14 protein-coding genes and 1 other RNA gene are annotated in these 15886 nt (G+C 47.1%); 4 read left to right on the top strand and 11 right to left on the bottom strand.

Annotated elements, in window-relative coordinates; translation table 11 throughout:
• Positions 1–11 precede the first annotated feature (11 nt).
• The 11 genes from murG to rsmI all read right to left on the bottom strand — a co-directional run bounded on the left by murG (position 12) and on the right by rsmI (position 12308).
• Complete coding sequence (gene murG / locus ACF8EG_RS24315) at positions 12–1079, bottom strand: undecaprenyldiphospho-muramoylpentapeptide beta-N-acetylglucosaminyltransferase (protein WP_005458193.1); 1068 nt, start codon at positions 1077–1079, stop codon at positions 12–14.
• Positions 1066–2262: a cell division protein FtsW gene (gene ftsW / locus ACF8EG_RS24310; protein WP_005458190.1), complete on the bottom strand. Its 1197-nt coding sequence runs from the start codon at positions 2260–2262 to the stop codon at positions 1066–1068. The genes murG and ftsW overlap by 14 nt, the downstream gene beginning before the upstream one ends.
• Before the next feature lie 18 nt (positions 2263–2280).
• The gene (gene murD / locus ACF8EG_RS24305) at positions 2281–3594 is read right to left on the bottom strand and encodes a UDP-N-acetylmuramoyl-L-alanine--D-glutamate ligase (protein WP_069505197.1); all 1314 of its coding nucleotides are present in this window, start codon (positions 3592–3594) and stop codon (positions 2281–2283) included.
• A 39-nt stretch (positions 3595–3633) separates the two neighbouring features.
• Positions 3634–4716 (bottom strand): phospho-N-acetylmuramoyl-pentapeptide-transferase, encoded by a 1083-nt coding sequence (gene mraY, locus ACF8EG_RS24300; RefSeq protein WP_005458164.1) that lies wholly within the window; start codon positions 4714–4716, stop codon positions 3634–3636.
• Positions 4716–6080, bottom strand: coding sequence for a UDP-N-acetylmuramoyl-tripeptide--D-alanyl-D-alanine ligase (gene murF, locus ACF8EG_RS24295; protein WP_069505199.1), 1365 nt, complete (start codon positions 6078–6080; stop codon positions 4716–4718). Before murF ends, mraY begins: the two co-directional genes overlap by 1 nt.
• Positions 6077–7558 (bottom strand): UDP-N-acetylmuramoyl-L-alanyl-D-glutamate--2,6-diaminopimelate ligase, encoded by a 1482-nt coding sequence (gene murE, locus ACF8EG_RS24290; RefSeq protein ID WP_069505201.1) that lies wholly within the window; start codon positions 7556–7558, stop codon positions 6077–6079. The genes murF and murE overlap by 4 nt, the downstream gene beginning before the upstream one ends.
• 60 nt (positions 7559–7618) lie before the next feature.
• Positions 7619–9403: a penicillin-binding transpeptidase domain-containing protein gene (locus ACF8EG_RS24285; protein ID WP_069505203.1), complete on the bottom strand. Its 1785-nt coding sequence runs from the start codon at positions 9401–9403 to the stop codon at positions 7619–7621.
• On the bottom strand, positions 9400–9717 hold the full coding sequence (gene ftsL / locus ACF8EG_RS24280; RefSeq protein ID WP_005458197.1) for a cell division protein FtsL: 318 nt from the start codon (positions 9715–9717) through the stop codon (positions 9400–9402). Before ftsL ends, ACF8EG_RS24285 begins: the two co-directional genes overlap by 4 nt.
• A gap of 5 nt (positions 9718–9722) precedes the next feature.
• Positions 9723–10673, bottom strand: coding sequence for a 16S rRNA (cytosine(1402)-N(4))-methyltransferase RsmH (gene rsmH / locus ACF8EG_RS24275; protein ID WP_045605721.1), 951 nt, complete (start codon positions 10671–10673; stop codon positions 9723–9725).
• A gap of 175 nt (positions 10674–10848) precedes the next feature.
• An RNA gene (rnpB, locus tag ACF8EG_RS24270) (RNase P RNA component class A) lies at positions 10849–11278 on the bottom strand.
• Positions 11279–11444: 166 nt separating this feature from the next.
• The gene (gene rsmI / locus ACF8EG_RS24265; protein ID WP_005483678.1) at positions 11445–12308 is read right to left on the bottom strand and encodes a 16S rRNA (cytidine(1402)-2'-O)-methyltransferase; all 864 of its coding nucleotides are present in this window, start codon (positions 12306–12308) and stop codon (positions 11445–11447) included.
• 68 nt (positions 12309–12376) lie between these two features.
• On the opposite strand from rsmI, the gene ACF8EG_RS24260 reads away from it, so the two are divergent.
• From ACF8EG_RS24260 to ACF8EG_RS24245, 4 genes are read left to right on the top strand one after another with little or no spacing between them, the layout of a single operon-like run.
• Entirely contained in the window at positions 12377–14188 is a 1812-nt protein-coding gene (locus ACF8EG_RS24260; RefSeq protein WP_005497074.1) for a penicillin-binding protein activator, read from the top strand.
• A complete protein-coding gene (locus ACF8EG_RS24255; protein WP_069505205.1) occupies positions 14175–14540 on the top strand; it encodes a YraN family protein in 366 nt (121 codons plus the stop codon). Before ACF8EG_RS24260 ends, ACF8EG_RS24255 begins: the two co-directional genes overlap by 14 nt.
• 3 nt (positions 14541–14543) lie before the next feature.
• A complete protein-coding gene (locus tag ACF8EG_RS24250) occupies positions 14544–15134 on the top strand; it encodes a phosphoheptose isomerase (protein ID WP_005458175.1) in 591 nt (196 codons plus the stop codon).
• A gap of 20 nt (positions 15135–15154) precedes the next feature.
• The gene (locus ACF8EG_RS24245) at positions 15155–15844 is read left to right on the top strand and encodes a BON domain-containing protein (RefSeq protein ID WP_025522878.1); all 690 of its coding nucleotides are present in this window, start codon (positions 15155–15157) and stop codon (positions 15842–15844) included.
• Positions 15845–15886 lie beyond the last annotated feature (42 nt).

Below are 15886 nucleotides of genomic sequence, written 5' to 3'. Positions count from 1 at the left end.
TCAATAATTCGTTAACGCTTTTCGGTCAAAGCGACAATGGCTTGTGCGACAACTTTGTCAGCATCTAATTTTGCGGCACTGCGTGCCTTTTGAGCCATTGAAAGTAAAGCTTGGCGATCCAATTGTTGGATCTGTTGAGTCAAAGACTCCACGGTTAAATCAGGTTGTTCAATCATCTTCGCAGCACCGCATTCCACTAAATGGTCGGCATTCAGTGCCTGTTGACGGTCTTTATGCATGAACGGGATAAAAATCGCGCCTACACCTGCTGCTGAGACTTCAGATACCGTCAATGCGCCAGAACGGCACACTAACAGATCTGCCCACGCATACGCTTGTGCAACATCATCGATAAACTCGGTCACTTCTGCATTAGCAACATTGTTCGCTTGATAAGCAGCTTGCACTTCTTGCGCTGCGCCTTTACCTGCTTGATGACGAATACAGTAGTCTTGTCCCAAGTTTGCCATCACCGCTGGCAATGTTTGATTAAGAATACGCGCCCCTTGGCTGCCGCCCATAACAAGAATACGAATTGGTCCTTCTCTCTCTTGCATACGTTGAGCGGGCTCATCCAACTGCGTTACGTCTTCACGTACTGGGTTACCGACAACCGCCGCAGAAGGAAATGCGCCGGGAAACGCTTGAAAGACTTTCTTAGCGATCTTTGATAGCCATTGATTTGTTAAACCTGCAACCGCGTTTTGTTCGTGTAGAACAACCGGAATACCGCTTAACCAAGCCGCGATACCACCCGGACCACTCACATAGCCGCCCATACCTAAAACGGCATCCGGCTGCCAGCGCTTCATGTGCGCTCGTGCTTGCATGATGGCATTAATAATTTGAAAAGGGGCAGCTAAAAGACGTTTAACACCTTGGCCTCGCAGACCTTTTACTTTGATAAAGTCGATCTCAATACCATGCTTTGGCACCAAATCGGCTTCCATTCGATCCGCTGTACCTAACCAACGGATCTCCCAACCTTGTTCTTGAAGCTGCTTTGCAACCGCCAAACCTGGGAATACGTGACCGCCGGTACCACCAGCCATCACCATCAAACGTTTATTCTGTTTCATTCGTCTGTTGTTCTGATTGTTGTTGCGCGCGTTTCAAGCGGCATTCGTGATCGATACGCAGCAATATGGACACTGCAACGGACATAATAATCAGACTGGAACCACCATAACTGATTAGTGGAAGCGTCAAACCTTTGGTTGGAACAATACCAGCGGCTGCGCCCACATTGACCATGGTTTGAAACGCAAACCAAATACCAATCCCAAACGCTAAGTAACCACCAAACATCTCGCCTTCTTCAAAAGCACGTTTGCCGATATACACAGCTTTAAGTACCAAGCTAAAAATCAACATCAGCACTAAAACAACACCGACGAAACCAAGCTCTTCAGCCAATACCGCAAATACAAAGTCGGTGTGCGCTTCTGGTAGGTATTCCAGTTTTTGAATTGAGTTCCCTAACCCTTGACCAAACCATTCTCCGCGACCAAACGCCATCAAAGATTGAGTCAACTGATAGCCGCTACCGAACGGATCTTCCCATGGGTCAAGAAACGAAGTAACACGGCGCATACGGTACGGTTCTACCAAGATCAAACCGACGACAGCGCCAATGCCTGCAATCATCAGGGCCAGAAACTGGGTTAGCTTCGCGCCCGCGATAAATAACATGCCAAACAGAGTAACCAGCATTACAACGACGGTACCCAAGTCCGGCTGACCAAGTAACAAGACGGCGAAGAAAGCAAACACCATGATTGGCTTCATAAAGCCGCCAAAGAAGGTCTGGCGCACTTCATCTTGCTTACGGACTAAATAACCGGACATGAAGATGAACAGCGATAGCTTCGCAACTTCGGCAGGCTGTAAGTTGAACAGACCAAGCGGAATCCAACGAGAGGCGCCGTTTACTGACTTACCGGCAAGAAGTACAACAATCAGTAATCCAAATGAGACCCAAAGCAAGTAATGACTTTTCTTAAACCATTGCTCTAAAGGTACTTGAAGTATCACCGCAGAGGTCCCGATCGCCAACACTAAGAAGGTGGCATGACGGAACATGAAGTGGAACGGCTGATCGGTCAATCGTGAGCTGATTGGGAAAGACGCAGAGGTCACCATAATCAAACCAGTCAACATCAAACCCAACGCAATCCACACCAACTGGCGATCAAACAACGCTTCTGGCGCTGGATGCTTAAGCCAATTACCAATGTTGTGTTTAACGTTACTTAAACCCACGAAACGAGTAACCTTTAGTTATGCATATTTCTGAGCAAGAACAGCAAATGCATCGCCTCTTGCCATAAAATTGTCGAATTGATCAAAGCTAGCACATGCGGGAGACAGCATCACCATATCACCAGATTTTAACTGCGAAGATATTTGTTGAATCACATCTTCCATGGTGTTGAAACGGATTGCTGACTCATGTAGTGGCATAAAATCATCGCCATCTAGGCCAAAACAGCACAGTTGTAGGTTAAGCGTTGCAAAGATCGGTTTTAATGGCGTGAAGTCCGCGCCTTTACCGACACCACCAACGAGCAGATAAAGTTTACCGGTCGACTCTAATCCTGATAGCGCAGCCATAGTGCTTGCGATATTAGTTGCTTTAGAGTCATTCACCCATTTTACGCCACGATTATCCGCAACCACCTGGCATCGATGTGTCAGTCCAGTGTAATTTTTAAGTGCATTCAAAGCGTTGTGGTAATCAACACCTGCAGCTTTGAGCAGAGCCAACGCGACTAGAGCGTTTGCTAAGTTATGTTTGCCGACAAGTTTCAATTCATCGCTGGCGATAACGCGCTGACCATGATCAAGTAACCATGTGCGAGAACCATCGACTTCAAGGCCGTAAGCTTGCTCATCGCTGCCAAACGTAACCACAGACATCTCAACCTCTGGGTACGTCTCTTGATCATCACGGTTAACTACAGCTAACTCTGCATGATCAAAAATACGCAGCTTAGCAGCGCGATAATCTGCCATACCTTCGTAGCGATCCATGTGATCTTCGGAAAGGTTAAGAAATGCCGCCGCTTTGAGTTTCAAACTCGACGTCGTTTCCAACTGAAAACTTGAAAGTTCCAGTACATACAAATCCGCATCTTGCTCAAGCAGTTCCAGTGCAGGCACGCCAATGTTACCGCCGACACCCACCGTCAATCCTGCCGCTTTCGCCATCACACCAGTTAAATCTGTCACCGTGCTCTTGCCGTTTGAACCCGTGATAGCCACCACTGGCTTATTCACAGCCCAAGCAAACAACTCGATGTCCCCTACGACAGGCGTGCCTTTCGCTAGCACCGTTTGTATCTCAGGTGTCGCTAACGCAATACCAGGGTTGGTCACCACCAAGTCAGCTTCTGCAAGCCACTGAGTATTCCAACCACCACGGTGTAGTTCAACCTGTTCAGGCAGACGCTCTGCGCCTGGCGGATTGTCACGCGTATCAATAACTTTAACCGTCAATTGCGGCTGAGTTTTTCGGAGGTGTTTAACGACAGAGAGCCCGGTAATACCGAGCCCTACGACGACAACGTTATGTATGTTTTGCCAACGTTCCATATGTGATCACACTGTATTGCTTGTTCTTGGAAAGTGCGTTTAACGCACTTTCAATGTCGCAAGACCAATCAGAACAAGAACCATAGAAATTATCCAGAAACGCACGATTACACGAGGTTCTGGCCAACCTTTTAATTCGTAGTGATGATGAATTGGTGCCATGCGGAAAATGCGTTGACCGCGCAGCTTGTATGAACCGACTTGGAGGATTACAGACAGTGTTTCCATTACAAATACACCGCCCATGATAACCAGCACCAATTCTTGACGAACCAAAACAGCGATAGTGCCTAGTGCACCACCTAGCGCAAGAGAGCCTACGTCACCCATAAATACTTGTGCTGGATAGGTGTTGAACCATAAGAATCCAAGACCCGCGCCCACAATCGCCGTACATACCACAACAAGCTCAGAGGCGTGCGGTAGATATGGGATGTGCAGATATTCAGAAAAGTTAACGTTACCTGTCGCCCAAGCGATAACGGCAAAGCCTGCAGCAACCAGTACCGTCGGCATGATAGCCAAACCATCTAAACCATCAGTGAGGTTTACCGCATTGCTGGTGCCAACAATCACGAAGTAAGTCAGAATGATGTACATCAGACCAAGCTGTGGCATCACGTCTTTAAAGAATGGTACGACAAGCTGCGTCGCTGCTGTGTCTTTACCATAAGCGTATAGAGCAAATGCCACAACAAATGCGATCAAAGACTGCCAGAAATACTTCCAACGCGCGATCAAACCATCGGTGTTTTTACGCACCACTTTACGATAATCATCGACAAAGCCAACGGCGCCATAACCTAGCAATACCGTCAGTACCGCCCAAACATAAGGGTTGGATAAATCAGTCCACAATAGAATCGTGATCGAAATAGCCGCCAAAATCATGATACCGCCCATAGTAGGAGTACCACGCTTGCTAAAGTGAGACTCAGGGCCTTCGTTACGCACGACCTGACCAATTTGAAGCATTTGCAAACGCTTGATCATGATAGGTCCCATCCAAAGAGAAAGACCTAGGGCAGTAAGTACACTGAGAATTGCTCGAAAAGACAGGTATTCAAACAATCGGAAAAAAGACAGGTATGGCTGTAGCAGCTCGGCAAGCCAAATAATCATTAAAAATACTCCTTCAAAGCAGCAGCGACTTCAAACATACGTGCACCGTTCGCGCCTTTAACCAAAATAGTGTGTTGGTCAGAAACGGTTTGGTCTAGATGCTGCTTGATGTAGTCAATCATCTCTTGATGTGTCTCAAAGTGAATGCCATGGCAAAGCTCGCTAATGATCTTTGCGTCTGCACCATATGTGAGAACATGTTCAAATTTTTGTGGGGCAGCATGTTCCCCGACTTGACGGTGAAGTGCAAGACTTTCCTCACCCAATTCCGCCATATTGCCTAAAATCAACCAGCGCTGACCGCGAAACGCCCCAAGTAAATCAACCGCCGCTTTCATCGCAGGTACGCTTGCATTGTAGCTGTCATCGATCAACTTGATCGTCGAGCTGAGTTGCTCTACATCCACTCGGCCTTTTACTTTGTTAAGGTTTAAAAGACCAAACTGAATCTCTTCAACGGTAGCTCCCATGTGTAGCGCAATGATTGAGGCCGCAATGGCATTTGCAACGTTATGTTGACCAATAATACCAAGTGACAGTTCAATTTCTCGCGAATCTGATGAAATATGCAAAGTAAAGCTCGCTTTACCTTCCTCATTCATTGTCACGTTCGATGCGTAAAAGTCCGCTTGCGAATTATTATGCGAGAAAGTGATCACTTTTTTATCTGCAAGAACCGATTGCCACAGCGCGTCACCGTTACTATCGAGATTGACGATGGCAATGCCACCAGCCTGTAACCCTTGATAGATTTCACCTTTGGCTTGCTTTACACCCTCAATAGAACCAAAGCCTTCCAAATGCGCCGCCGCAACATTGTTTACCAGCGCGATATCCGGTTTCACAAGCTGGGTAGTGTAAGCAATTTCACCAATATGGTTTGCGCCTAGCTCAATCACCGCGTAATCGTCATCTTGCTGAGAACGCAGCAAGGTCAGCGGAACACCAATATCATTATTGAAGTTCCCTGCCGTGAACAACACGTTGCCTTTTTGCTGAAGAATGCTGGCAACCATCTCTTTCACCGTGGTCTTTCCACAGCTGCCAGTTATCGCAACGGTAGGCGTTTGGCAAGAATGGTGCACCCAAGAAGCTAACTCGCCCAGTGCGATTTTGGTATCCGATACCACGACTTGCGGCGCATTCACATCAAGACGCTTTTCAACCAATAAGGCACCAGCCCCCGCTTCAAATGCTTGCTGACAAAAATTATGAGCATCGAATCGTTCACCGACAAGCGCAACAAACAGCGCACCATTGTCGATCGTTCGCGTGTCAGTGGACACTGCGTCGATAGTCAGATCGTTACCAAATAACGCTCCGCTAGTGATTTCTGCAATTTGAGATAAAGTAACCTTGATCATGAGGACAATCCTAAAAGCTGCATTGCGGATTCGCGGTCGGAATAATGAATCGTTTCGCCATTACGAATTTGGTAGTCTTCGTGGCCCTTACCTGCCAGCAAGATAATGTCTTGAGGCGCAGCGTTTTCTAACGCGTAAGAAAGCGCTTTAAAGCGATCATGCTGGACAATCGCTTCTGCTGGTTTGGATAGGCCAGCAAGCATATCTTTGACGATGAATACAGGGTCTTCACTGCGCGGGTTATCATCGGTCAAGACGACTTTGTCACCCAAACGCTCAGCGATTTCGGCCATCATCGGACGCTTACCCGCATCGCGATCGCCACCACAACCGAAAATAGCCCAAAGCTGTCCGTCACAATGCACGCGCAGTGCTTGTAATGCTTTTTCAAGCGCATCAGGCGTGTGAGCGTAATCGACCACAACTTTGGCACGATTCTCAGCTTGGAATAGCTCCATTCGACCTAACACCGGCTGCAATTGAGCAGCCGTCGCTAGCAAATCGTTCTTATCAAAACCAAGGCTCAATAAGGTCGCAAATGCCAGCATTAAGTTGGCTGCGTTGAATTCACCAATCAACGGCGCATGCAGCGTACCTTCGCCAAACTGACCATCAAAACGAATCGTAATACCGGATTCAGCATAAGCCACTTGGCTCGCCCATAGCGCGTGTTCAAACTCAGCTGTAGGAGCAAGAGAAACGGCAATCGCATTCGTCAGTTGTTTCGCCCACGCAGCGCCAACTTCGTCATCAACATTGATGATTGCTTGATCACATTGATGCTGGGTAAACAGCGTTAGTTTGGCGTTGGCGTACTCTTCCATCGTACCGTGATAATCAAGATGGTCTCGGCTCAAGTTGGTAAATACGCCAGCCGCAAAGGAAAGGGATTTAACGCGGCCTTGGATCAAGCCATGAGAAGACACTTCTAACGCCGTATATTGCGCTTGTTGTTCGGCCAAAGAAGCCAGCGTATGCTGGATTTCCACTGCGTTTCCTGTGGTGTTCGCCGCTTCTTTTAAATCATCTAAGAAACCATTACCTGTGGTGCCCATCACTGCTGCTTTTGAGCCAACTAATCCAATCCACTGCGCGATAAGCTGGGTGATGGTAGTTTTACCGTTTGTACCTGTCACACCAATCAACTTCATATCAGGATAGGTGTACAACTGGCCGGCAATTTCAGATAAACATTTATCAAGCGCATCGAGATAAACCACCGGAATATCATCGATGATGTCGATTGTGCCATGCGCTTTAACATCACAAGCCTGGGCAATCACCGCATTGGCACCTTTTTCAATCGCAGAGGCAATGAACTTACGTCCATCTACCACATGGCCGACAAGAGCGACAAAAGTTGTACCTGGTTGAACTTTGCGACTATCAAGTTCTAGTTCTGAAACGAGAACGGACGCCAAACTAGGGCAATCCACCCAAGGGGAAAGCAGCGCGTCCATACTGATGGCTTTAGTCATAATTGTTCTCCGAGCTTTGGCTCAGGTTTTCTTAAAGTGCTTTGCAGCAGGCTACATCGCCTACTGCTGGAATTTGTTTTCATCAGGTGCGACGTTCAGGATTTGCAGTGCACCTTTCATAATTTCAGAAAAGACAGGAGACGCGACCGAACCACCGTAGTAATCATCACCTTGCGGCTCATTCACAATTACCACCAACGCAATTCGTGGGTCGCTCACAGGCGCTAGACCTGCGGTATAAGTGATGTATTCATCACTATAGCCACCCGCCGATGCTTTTCGAGACGTACCCGTTTTAGCACCGACTCGATACCCCGGAACGGCTGCACGACGAGCCGAACCGCCTTTTTGAGTTACGGTCTCAAGCATATCAAGCACAAGACGCGCATTTTCCTTGCTTACTACCTGACGTGACATATCACGGTCATTACTCTCGATAATATGAATCGGCTCGTACTTGCCAAGGTTCCCTAACGTTGCATACGCATGTGCAAGCTGAATCGGCGTGATAGACAGACCATAACCAAACGCAATGGTTGCACGTTCAATGGGAGACCAACGCGTTCGAGTTGGGAAGATACCCGTCACTTCCCCAACTAAGTTCAAACCAGAAAGTTCCCCAAAACCCACCGAACTGTACAAGCCAAGCAGCGCCTCAACAGGCATTTGCATCGCAAGTTTGGTCACACCGATGTTACTCGATTTTTTCAGAATCATAGACAGGCTAGCTTTGCCTACCCACGAAACGTCCCTGACTCGGCTACCACCCAATCGAAGCACGCCATTACCGGTATCAACGATAGTATCTTTATCCGCCACTCCATTTTCTAAGGCGGCTAAAATAACGAAAGGCTTAATGGTCGAGCCGGGCTCCATTGAGTCCGTGATCACACGGTTACGCATCTTATAACTTTGCCAATCCGTGCGGTTATTTGGGTTGTATGACGGAGCATTAACCATCGCCAACACGGCACCCGTTTTTACATCCAGCATCACCACGGAGCCAGAGGTTGCACGGTGATCGGCAACCGCCTGTTTGATGGCGCGGTAAGCGATAGCCTGCAAACGCTGATCAATGGTCAGCTGCAACGACTTGCCTTCTTGTTTGTCTTGCCAAGCGATGTTTTCAACGACACGGCCATAGCGGTCTTTACGAATGGTCTTTTTACCTTCTTCACCGGTTAGCCATTCATCGTAACTACGCTCAACCCCCTCTAGGCCATGACCGTCAATGCCTGTGACACCGACAAGGTGCGCACTGACTTCGCCAGCCGGGTAATAACGACGAGACTCCGACTTAAGACCAATACCTGGTAGCTTCAGTTCACGAATGTAGTTTGCCATTGCTGGGCTCACCTGGCGTTGCAGGTAAATAAAGCGACGCTTTTCGTTGCGCTTGATTTTGTCAATCAGGCCTTGGCGATCCACACCTAACACGTCTGCTAAGGCATACCAGTTTTGTTTCTGACTTAGTGCATTTTCTTTAAAAATGGTGGCTGGATCGGCCCAAACCGCTTCAACTGGCACACTCACCGCTAAAGGTTCACCATTGCGATCAGAAATAATGCCTCGTGCAGACGGGATAGACTTAACACGAATCGAACGTAGATCGCCCTGCTTAATGAGATTATCCGGCTCGATGATTTGAATATAGGCCACACGAGCGACAAGAAGCGCAAAGGCGCAGAAAACAAAAAACAGCAATAAATGGAAGCGCCAGCGAATCAAAAATGATGGCTCTACTTCTACTTTCGGTGCGGTTTTGGTGTCGTTTACTGCGGCTTTGGGTTTCGCAGAAGACTTACGCTTATTTCCTTGTTTAGAGTTGGTTTTCTTTCTTATCATTTTAGCGTGATAACCACTTCTTTATCGCCGTCAGGTCGTTTCATTTCAAGATCCTTTTTCGCAAGATCTTGCACTCGACTGTGTTCTGCTAAGGCGGTTTCTTCCAACATCAGGTTGCGCCATTCGCTATCTAATCGCTCGCGCTCAACCAGAGTGTGATCTTTTTCAGTGATCGCTTGACGCGCATGGTGGGTAGCAAATACCACTCCCATTGCTGATGCCATGATCAATAGCAACAATAGTAATGACCAGCGACCAACGGTAATTAAATCCGTGGCGATCAACTTAGCAAGGTTGGGAGTGGGTTTCGTCATAATAATTAAAGCTTTTCAGCAATTCTTAGCACAGAACTGCGCGAACGAGGGTTCATGTCAATTTCTTGTTTGCTCGGTTTTATCGCTTTGCCAACAGTTTTCATGTTTGCGCTGCCAAGCTCTTTGATTTGCGCTTCCGTCAAAGGAATCCCATGTGGAACCTCAGGACCTTTACTTTCTTTGCGGATAAAGCGTTTTACCATGCGGTCTTCCAACGAATGGAAACTGATGACAGATAAACGACCTTCAGGAGCTAAAATACGAGCCGCGCCTTTCAGCGCAGTATCAATTTCTTCTAGCTCACTGTTGATGTAAATACGGAACGCTTGGAAAGCACGCGTCGCTGGGTGCTTTTTCTCTTTAAAACTTTTTGGTGCTGCTTCAGAGATCAGTTTTGCCAACTGTCCAGTACGAACCATTGGCTCGTTCTCTTCGTTTTCACGGTATTCCACAATCGCACGAGCAATACGACGAGCGTGTTTGTCTTCACCGAATTCACGAATCACCCAAGTGATGTCATCCAGATCCGCTTCCATCAACCATTGAGAAACCGGGATGCCTGAAGTTGGGTCCATGCGCATATCTAGCGGGCCATCTTTCATAAAGCTGAAACCACGCTCTGCGTCATCCAGCTGAGGCGAAGACACACCAAGATCCAATAACACACCGTCTACTTTACCAACTAGGTCATACTCTTCTGCGTATTGAGCCATGCCAGAAAACGGGCCATGAATAATGGTAAAACGAGGGTCGTCAATTTTGCCTGCTTCCGCAATCGCTTGAGGGTCACGGTCAATACTGTACAGTCGGCCATTTGGGCCAAGTTGGGATAAAATTGTACGGCTGTGACCGCCTCGGCCAAATGTTCCATCAATGTAGATACCATCTGGTTTGATAGCCAAGCCATCAATGGATTCATTTAATAACACGGAAATATGTTGGAAGGTTTCGGTCATAGCTTTCTCGTTGAATGATCTTGAAGCGATTCTTTAGTGTACTGATTTCCTACATCATCGCCACCACAAGTCTAAAGTTAGACGTGATTTACGCCAAGTTTATTGGTAATGACATAGTTTGCGTCAATTAAATGCAAAAAACCCATCGCTACCGAAGTAGAGATGGGTCTCGAATAGGTGGAGCCGACACATAAGCCGGGTTCTGTTCCGCTTGCGCGGCGGTAGCCATTCGTCTAGGCCAGCAATCACTCACTGGCTCGAGCAACCTACCCGCCTCCTTACGCGAGCAACGCAATGTGGAGGCCTATTTGGTCTTGCTTCAGGTGGAGTTTACCCTGCTACGAACTATTACTAGTCGTCCGGTGCGCTCTTACCGCACCCTTTCACCCTTACCTGTTCCCTTGCGGGCCATCGGCGGTCTTCTCTCTGCTGCACTTGTCGTAGGCTTGCGCCCCCCAGGCGTTACCTGGCACCTTGCTCTATGAAGCCCGGACTTTCCTCCCCTTTGTCAGTCTCCCGAAGGACGTCAACGTCAGTTTCCCTAAGGACCTCAACGTCAGTCTCCCGAAGGACATCAACAAAGCAGCGACTACCCAGTCAGCTCCGAGGGCGGATTGTATAGAGTTCTCACTTCAGAGTCTAGTTAGATCACAGATATGATGAAATGAATGCACCAAGTGATGAGTTTTTAGTCAAAACGCAAAAGGTAAACAATAAAAAAGGGTCGATGCTTTCACATCAACCCTTTTCAATATTCAATCTAAACAGCCCTTAATCTAAGTTTTCTAAACCCCATTTGTATAGAGCGTTCTTCTTCAGATTGTGGATTTCTGCCACCAACGCTGCCGCTTTCTTCAAAGGCAGTTCTTTCGTCAGAATACCCAAAGTACGCAAAGCCTCATCGGGCAATGCCTCATCCGATGTTTCACGATGACCATGGATCAAAAGCACCATTTCACCACGTTGCTGGTTATCGTCACTTTTCACCCACTCAATGAGTTCACCCAAAGGCATGCCTTGGATGGTTTCAAATGTTTTAGTGAGTTCTCTTGCTAGAACGACTTCTCGCTCAGAGCCAAGAACGTCTAACATATCTTGTAACGAGTCTAAAATTCGGTGTGGTGACTCGTAAAAAATGCATGTGCGCTCTACCGATGCAATCTCTAAGAATTTATCTTTACGGCCTTTACTTTTTGGCGGTAGAAAGCCTTCAAAACTAAAGCGATCTGACGGCAATCCCGACGCGCTTAACGCAGTGATAACTGCACACGCACCAGGAAGAGGCACAACTCTTACGCCCGCTTGACGACATTTTGTCACCAGATGGTATCCTGGATCGCTGATTAGTGGTGTACCAGCGTCAGACACCAAGGCGATAGACTGACCTGACAATAGCTTTTCGACCAAAACCTGTGCTTTTTGTTGCTCATTGTGATCATGCAACGCAAAAGTTTTGGTTTGGATATTGAAGTGAGACAGTAATTTACCCGTATGTCGGGTATCCTCTGCTGCGATGATGTCCACGTTCGACAGAACTTCGATAGCACGTTGTGTGATATCCGCTAAATTTCCGATTGGAGTCGGTACGATGTAGAGAGTTGGCCCCTCATTCGGCAACTTATTTTTATCTGTCATTTGTTTACCATCACTTCAACGATTAATATAGAGACAATTTTGTACAAAATTATAGAGAACTCACGGCAATGATTAACCATAAGAGACTCAGTGTACCACGCATACTCACTCCCGTTGCACTAGCAATTACGCTCGCCGCCTGTTCTTCAGGCCCGAGACAGCCTGATGGCGTAGATGTCACACTTGAGCCTACCCAGTCGGTACAGAACTACATGATTCAAGCTGATAGCACGGAAGGCAGCTTACAAAACGACTGGTTGATCATGGCAACCAAAGCCGCAATCCAAGCGAACCAATTGGATCAAGCAGACCTTCTGATAAAACGTCTGGCTCGCCAACAATTGACGGAAGTTCAACAGGCGGAGTGGCAACTGGCGCGTGCGACCATACAGCAAAAGCAAGGCGATTACTCTCAGTTGTTGCAACTTCTCAACTTTAAGCCTTGGTGGAAACTACCAAATGAGCAGTGGAAAGATTACTACTCTCTACGTGCCGACGCTTACCAAAGCCTAAATCAGCCGTTTGAAGCCAACCGCCAACTGGTAGCGTTTAGTCAATACGCGTCATCAGCAGAGCAACGCGAAATCTCAAGCCGAATTTGGATGAACTTTGGCAGTTACTCTGAATATGAACTGACTTCGCTACAAACTGAACCCAGCGAAGACGTGTTAGACGGATGGTTGCAATTAGCAGTTTACGCAAAAACGCTCTCCGGCAATCTGTCTCAGTTAAAAAATACCCTTGAGCGTTGGTTGAACGAGAACCCGTCACACCCAGCGGCAATCTATACACCAGAAGAAATTCAAAACATTCTGTCACTTGATATCGTAAAACCAAATAACACAGCATTGTTGTTACCATTAACAGGTAAGTTTGCGCCTCAGGCACAATTGATCCGCGATGGTTTTGTGTTCGCGATGATGAATGATAGAAACCGCGATCCAAGCGCAACGCTTACCGTCATTGATACGAATGCGTACAGCGCTGACGAAGTGAAGCAACGTCTTATCAACGAAAACATCGATTTTGTTGTCGGCCCACTGCAAAAAGAAAATGTCGAACTATTGCAAACCACGATGGATGGTTCAGCAAACAGTCCAGCCATTCCAGCACTGGCACTGAATATTCCTGAAGATGTTCAGCCAGGTACCGACATTTGCTACCTAGCGTTGTCACCAGAGCAAGAAGTGGCTCAAGCTGCAAAATACTTGTTTAGCGAAGGCTATAACTTCCCGCTGATCCTAGCGCCAAAAGGCAGCTACGGTGAGCGTGTTGTGCAAGCTTTCAATGAAGAATGGAGCAAGTACAGCTCAAACAAAGTCGCAACAAGCTACTTTGGTGATAAGCGCCAACTACAAAAAGACATTAACGACGTCTTTGGATTACAAGAGAGCAAACAGCGTATCGCACAGATGCAATCGCTCATGCGCATTAAGTTGGAAACACAGCCACGCAGTCGTCGTGATGTGGACGCAGTTTACATTGTCGCTCGTAGCTCTGAACTAACACTTATCAAACCATTCATTGAGGTCGCAATTAACCCAGATGCGAAGCCACCAAAACTGTTCTCGAACTCTCGTAGCAACAGCGGTGGTGCGACGTACGAAGACTTAACAGGCATTATTTACAGTGACATTCCGCTGTTAGTAAACCCAGACCCAATTGTGACCGCTGAAATGAACGAGCTATGGGCAGATCAATCCAACATGGAAAAACGCTTAAAAGCTCTAGGGATGGATGCCTACAAACTGATCGGTGAATTGCCACAAATGAAAGTGGTACCAGGTTACTCAGTAAGCGGCCAAACTGGTACGTTAAGCATTGACAACAACTGTGTTGTACAACGCGAATTGAGCTGGGCTGAGCGTGGGGCTCTTTAGTAAGCGTCAAATAGGTAATCAGTACGAGACCCTGGCGAAGCAGTATCTGCAGCGTCAGGGTTTGCGTTTTTTAAATCAAAATTATCTGACAAAGTTCGGCGAAATTGATTTAATCTTCCAACAAGGTGAAACTATCGTCTTTGTTGAAGTCAAATATCGTAAGAACGATCATTTTGGCTCAGCGGCAGAAATGGTCACAAACGCTAAAATGCGCAAACTGATCAAAACAGCACAAGTTTGGCTCTGCCAACAACGCACAATGAACACCATAGATTATCGGTTCGATGTCATCGCCATTCATGACAGTGGTCGCGACATCAACTGGATACAAAATGCAATATCTGAAGGATAAGCGATGCTAGACAGCATTAAAGATAGCTTTACAGAAAGTATTCAAATTCAAATCGCAGCCGCAGAAGCTCTGCCTGATGCGATCACGCACGCCGCTCAAGCCATGGTTTCGAGCTTGCTGAATGGCAACAAGATTCTTTGCTGCGGCAACGGTGGCAGCGCCTCAAATGCACAACAGTTTGTTTCTTGTCTTTTAAATCGCTTTGAGACCGAACGCCCTAGCCTTCCCGCTATGGCGCTGACTGCGGACAACACCACGCTAACGGCAGTTGCAAACGACTACCACTATCAAGAGATTTTCTCTAAGCAAGTTCGTGCATTTGGCCAACCAGGCGATATTCTTCTGGCGCTTTCTACCAGTGGCAACAGCAAAAACATCATCAAAGCGATGGAAGCGGCCGTAACTCGCGACATGACCATTATCGCCCTAACAGGTAAAGATGGTGGTGAGATGGCAGGATTACTGGGCGAAAACGATGTAGAAATTCGTATTCCATCCCATCGCACGGCTCGCATTCACGAAGTGCATATGGTCACTCTTCACTGCTTATGCGATTTGATTGACCAAGTACTTTTCCCTGCTCACGAAGAATAACAGATTTGAGAATCAGCATTATGATACGTAGCCTTGTCATTTTATGTACCATCTTAAGCTTGAGCGGATGTGCAGGACTGTTCATTGCTGGAGCTGCCACCACGGCAAATATTGTGACAGATACTCGCACCACGAAGCAGATCTGGCAAGACAACAATATTGAATTTGAAGTCGCAGCGATCGGTAATAAAGAACCATTTAAAGGGCATGTTCGAGTTGTTGCGAGCTCGTACAATGGTACGGTTGTTTTAATGGGCCAAGCTCCAACTCAAGATTTGATTAATCAAATTGAGCAACGAGCTAGAGCCATTGATGGCGTCAAAACCATTCATAACCAAATTAAGGCTAAAGAGCCATTGAGCGTGACGCAAATCAGCAACGACAGCTGGATCACAACCAAGGTAAAATCGGCTCTATTAACCGACTCGGACCTCAATGGCGTTAAAGTCAAAGTCATTACAGAGGATGGTGACGTATTTTTGTTTGGCTATGTAACCGCTCAGCAAGGTGAACGCGCGACGGAGATTTCGCGCAATATCTCTGGCGTAAAACAGGTGATCAAAGGGTTCCAATACGGAGACGCAGAACCAGTTAAAGTCGATTTACCTAGCGACGGTGTGACAACACAGACACAGACACAGACACAGACACAGACACAGACACAAGATGATAGTGATCCAGATGTCGAAACGTTTACCATCAGTGACTAAACGATATTGAAAAACTTGAAACCGAAGTATAAAAAAAGCAGC

It is taken from the genome of Vibrio sp. YQ_11 (assembly GCF_043103065.1).
Lineage (GTDB): Bacteria > Pseudomonadota > Gammaproteobacteria > Enterobacterales > Vibrionaceae > Vibrio > Vibrio parahaemolyticus.
Note: the sequence above shows the minus strand (reverse complement) of the source record. Positions and strands in the feature narration are given on the sequence as shown.

Excerpts from the sequence above, each read along its gene's own strand:
- ftsL (WP_005458197.1), bottom strand. The coding sequence starts at position 9,717 with ATGACGAAACCCACTCCCAACCTTGCTAAGTTGATCGCCACGGATTTA.
- murE (WP_069505201.1), bottom strand. The coding sequence starts at position 7,558 with ATGACTAAAGCCATCAGTATGGACGCGCTGCTTTCCCCTTGGGTGGAT.
- ACF8EG_RS24245 (WP_025522878.1), top strand. The coding sequence starts at position 15,155 with ATGATACGTAGCCTTGTCATTTTATGTACCATCTTAAGCTTGAGCGGA.
- ACF8EG_RS24250 (WP_005458175.1), top strand. The coding sequence starts at position 14,544 with ATGCTAGACAGCATTAAAGATAGCTTTACAGAAAGTATTCAAATTCAA.
- rsmH (WP_045605721.1), bottom strand. The coding sequence starts at position 10,673 with ATGACCGAAACCTTCCAACATATTTCCGTGTTATTAAATGAATCCATT.
- mraY (WP_005458164.1), bottom strand. The coding sequence starts at position 4,716 with ATGATTATTTGGCTTGCCGAGCTGCTACAGCCATACCTGTCTTTTTTC.
- rsmI (WP_005483678.1), bottom strand. The coding sequence starts at position 12,308 with ATGACAGATAAAAATAAGTTGCCGAATGAGGGGCCAACTCTCTACATC.
- ACF8EG_RS24285 (WP_069505203.1), bottom strand. The coding sequence starts at position 9,403 with ATGATAAGAAAGAAAACCAACTCTAAACAAGGAAATAAGCGTAAGTCT.
- murD (WP_069505197.1), bottom strand. The coding sequence starts at position 3,594 with ATGGAACGTTGGCAAAACATACATAACGTTGTCGTCGTAGGGCTCGGT.
- murF (WP_069505199.1), bottom strand. The coding sequence starts at position 6,080 with ATGATCAAGGTTACTTTATCTCAAATTGCAGAAATCACTAGCGGAGCG.
- murG (WP_005458193.1), bottom strand. The coding sequence starts at position 1,079 with ATGAAACAGAATAAACGTTTGATGGTGATGGCTGGTGGTACCGGCGGT.
- ACF8EG_RS24260 (WP_005497074.1), top strand. The coding sequence starts at position 12,377 with ATGATTAACCATAAGAGACTCAGTGTACCACGCATACTCACTCCCGTT.